Consider the following 3748-nt stretch of genomic DNA (forward strand, 5'->3'; position numbering starts at 1 on the left):
CGGTGGCGCCATGTGGCTGCGCGACAGCGGCCTGCCCGTGGGCCAGGCGGTGCGGCTGCGGGTGCTGGCCCGCGACGTGAGCCTGACGGTGCAGGAGCCCACGCAGACCAGCATCCAGAACCACCTGCCCTGCTTGATCGACTCGGTCGCGCCCGACGCCCACCCCTCGCAGGCGCTGGTGCGGCTGCGCTGTGGGGAGTCTTTTTTGCTCGCGCGGGTCACCCACCGGTCCCTGCATGCGCTGGGGGTGGTGCCCGGCAGCGCGGTGTGGGCCCAGGTCAAATCGGTGGCGATTGTTCCTTGAGGCGACCACCTGCGGCCCTGTAGCCCGGATCAGCACGCCCTCGCCGGGCGTGGCCGCAACGCCTTATGGGGCCACGCACACGCCCAATGACTGACTTTTGGCCTGGTACATGGCGGTGTCTGCCGCGCGCAGGTAGTCGTCGACCGTCGCCAGCCTGGATGCGCTGGTGGCCAAGCCAACACTCGCGCCACTGATCACGGTGTGTTCGCCGATCACATAGGGCGCCGCAAGGGCGGCGGCGATCTGCTCTGCCCGTTGGCTGGCTTCAGCGGGGTCAATGGACTCCAGCAGCACATTGAACTCGTCGCCACTCATGCGGGCGACCAGATCCACCGCCCGCACGCAGGATTCGAGCCGCCGCGCCACCTGTTGCAGTAGCTGGTCGCCCACATGGTGTCCGTAGCAGTCATTGACCGCCTTGAACCCGTTGAGGTCCAGCAGCAGCACGGCAAACATCGTGGCCCCACCTCGTATTGGCTCGCCATCACCGTTCACCCCGTCGTTCTGGTGCAGTGCGATGAGTTGCGCGAGGCGATCGCGGAACAACGGCCGACCCGGCAAGTTGGTCAGTGCGTCGTAGGAGCTGCCACGCTCGGCCAGATCACTCAACGATCCCGCCATGCGCACGGGAGCACCGTCTTCAAACTCGGCGAGCCCGCGCCAATTGACCCACACCAGCCGCCCCGCCCCGTGGAACGCACGGAAGTCCACCGAAAAGTTCGCGCTGTTTCCGGACAGGTGTCTGCGGTAGGCCTCCTGCACGCGAGCGCGATCCTCGCGATCGATCAGTTGCCCGAGAAAGCGCCAGCCTCCGTCGTACACATGATCGCGGCTACCCAGTCCGACAATCTGGAGAAAGCGCCCGGACACATGCAGGGCGTCCGTTCGCAAGTCCCAATACCAGATGCCGTCATTGGATCCGCGGGTCGCCAGCGAATAGCGGTTTTCGGAGCGCAACAGATCGAGTTCGGTATTCTTCTGCTGGGTGACATCGATCATCAGGCCGATCATGCGGTTCGGGCGACCCGGCTCGACCACTGCGCGGCACAGATCACGCACCCACACGACCTTGCCCGACTTGGCAATCAGCCGGTAGCTCATCTCGTAGGCATGGCTGTGCGTGGCGTTGTAGGCGGCATCGTCGATCACCAAGGCCTCCTCCAGATCATCGGGATGCACATGCGCCCTCCAGAAGCCCGGGTCAGCCCGCCACTCCTCGACGGAGTAGCCGAACAAGCGTTCGACCTGCGGGCTCAGAAAGGTATTGCCCACCCCGATTTCAGCCTCCCACACCACGCCATCAATGGTTTCCAGCAAGCGCAGAAAGCGCTGGCGAACTTCCACCAGCACCTGCTCGGTGACCTCGGTGATCTCGATCAGGACACCCTGGCGGCTGATCACCCGGTCCGCCGCATCCGTCTCCGGGTGGAGCTGCAGACGCACCCAGCGATAGTCCGCGTCGGCAAAGCGCAAGCGGAACACCGGCATGCCCGAGCGCATGGTGCCGATGTCGTCGGGATGCACGAACTCCAGCAAAGACCTGCCAAGCGCCGCCGCCACCGAATGGCCGGTGAGCTTGTGCCACGCCGGGTTCAGATAGGTGATCTCCCACAGCGCATCGGTTTGCACCACCGCCTCAGGAAGCAGTTGCAACAGGTTTGCGGACGGCGTGGGAGTGGTGGGCATGCAGGGCTATTGCAAATGGGTCAGATTCATGCGCGGCCGCGCCGAACAAGTCCTTCGCGCGTCGCGCAACCCTGCGTTGGGCGGCCTGCTGCGGAGCCAATCCCATTTCCGAATCGGGTGCGCGCCATCACCGGGACTGAGGCAGCGTCGCCTTGACGGATCGAAAAATCAACCACGTCAAAGCGAGTATGGCATGCATCCAAGTCACCTTTGGACTCGGTGGTTTGGGTGGTTTGGGGCCGCCAGATATGCGAGCCAGCGACGCCCTCCCCCGCCGCTGGCTCGCTCACATCACGACGGCATCACCCGTCAGAACGCCACCTTCACCCCCACCGTCAGATTGCGCCCCATCAGCGGCGCTGCGTTCTTGATGAACGAGGTGTGCGCGTACGCCAGGCGGTCCGTCAGGTTGTTGGCCTTCAGGTACACCTGCCAGGGGGTGCCGCTGCTGAACTGGCCGTTGTAGCTCACGCCCAGGTTCAGCATGCCGTAGCCGGGCGTGGCGGTTTCAAAGTCGGCCACGCGGTTCTGGCGGGCCACCTGCACCCATTCCACCTGGCCTTCCCAGGCCTGCCAGTTGGCGTCCAGCCGCACACCGGCGCGGGTGGCCGGGATGCGTGGCAGCAATCCACCGCCGTCCAGCCTGGCGCGCACGGTGTCGCCAAACAGGGTGATGCCCAGATTGCGCGTGAGGCGCTGGCGCACCTGGCCTTCGATGCCGGTGAAGGTGGCGTCGGCCTGGCTGTACTGCAGCAGTTGCAGGCCGTCCAGCTCGTCCAGGGTGCGGCCATAGATGTAGTTCTGGATGCGGTTGCGGAACACGCTCACGCCGAAGGTGGTGTCGCCGCTGGTCTTCTTCAGGCTCACATCGATGTTCTGCGAGATTTCGGAGCGCAGGTCGGCATTGCCCCGTTCGTACGTGCTGGTGGCCATGTGCAGGCCCTGGGCGTACAGCTCCTCGGCCGACGGGGCGCGGCTGGCGCGGGTGAACGAGGTGCCCACCTGGTAGCCCGGCGTGAACTTCCACACCGCGCCCAGCGACGCCGAGGTGCCGTTGTGGCTGCGCTCGATGCCACTGGTCTGGGCCTCGGCCGTCTGGCGGTCATGGCGCAGGGCGGCTTCAAAGCGCCAGTCGTTCCAGCGGTACTCTTCCAGCACGAAAAGGCCCGTCTTGCGGGTCACAGTGGGCTGCACATAGGCCTCCTCGCCCTCGGCGCTGAACTTGCGCTGCGAGGTCTGCAGGCCGATCACGCCCTTGAAGCCGCCGATGGGCTCGTGCTGCAGCTCGACACGCGTGTCGTAGGCCTTGTTCTTGAAGGTGGTGCTGATGGCGCCGTCTTCGACCTCGTCGTGTTTGTAGTCGGTGACACCCGCACGCAGCCGCAATGCCGAGAAGCCCGCAAACGGGTTGCGCAGCTCGCCCCGCACGTCAAAGCGCTCGCTGCGCAGGTCCACCACCGGCACATCGCCTGCGGCGGCGTCGTGGTCATGGCCGTCGGCTTCGTCGTCCGCGTGGGCGCCGCAGTGCAGGTGGTCGCCATGGGTGTGGCAGCCGTCAAAGCTGTGGTTGTGGCCGGGCAGACCGTACTTGGCGGTCTGGCGGGTGTAGGCTGCACCCAGGTAGCCCTGGTCGCCCACCCACGACAGGCCCACGCTGCCAGTGTCCGTGCGATTGAAGCTGCCCAGCACCTTGCTGCCGCCCGACCAGCCCTTGCCCACGCGGTAGTCGCCTGCATCCCGCGCCACACCCTCCACATG

At 65.8% G+C, this 3748-nt stretch carries 3 protein-coding genes; 1 reads left to right on the forward strand and 2 read right to left on the reverse strand.

Annotated features, from left to right (window positions below):
• On the forward strand, nt 1-304 hold a 304-nt coding region (locus tag DBR23_RS31390; RefSeq protein ID WP_233250639.1), incomplete at its 5' end, for a TOBE domain-containing protein.
• Nucleotides 305-367: 63 nt separating this feature from the next.
• Here the strand turns inward: DBR23_RS31390 and DBR23_RS21105 are convergent.
• Together DBR23_RS21105 and DBR23_RS21110 are read right to left on the reverse strand one after the other, a co-directional pair.
• Nucleotides 368-1990 carry a sensor domain-containing diguanylate cyclase gene (locus tag DBR23_RS21105; RefSeq protein ID WP_108499498.1) on the reverse strand — a complete coding sequence of 541 codons (1623 nt, stop codon included), beginning with the start codon at nt 1988-1990 and terminating at the stop codon, nt 368-370.
• Between the two features lie 309 nt (nt 1991-2299).
• A partial coding sequence (locus DBR23_RS21110; RefSeq protein WP_108499502.1) for a TonB-dependent receptor domain-containing protein occupies nt 2300-3748 on the reverse strand: 1449 nt, incomplete at its 5' end.

The organism is Acidovorax sp. HMWF018, assembly GCF_003061035.1.
GTDB lineage: Bacteria > Pseudomonadota > Gammaproteobacteria > Burkholderiales > Burkholderiaceae_C > Acidovorax > Acidovorax delafieldii.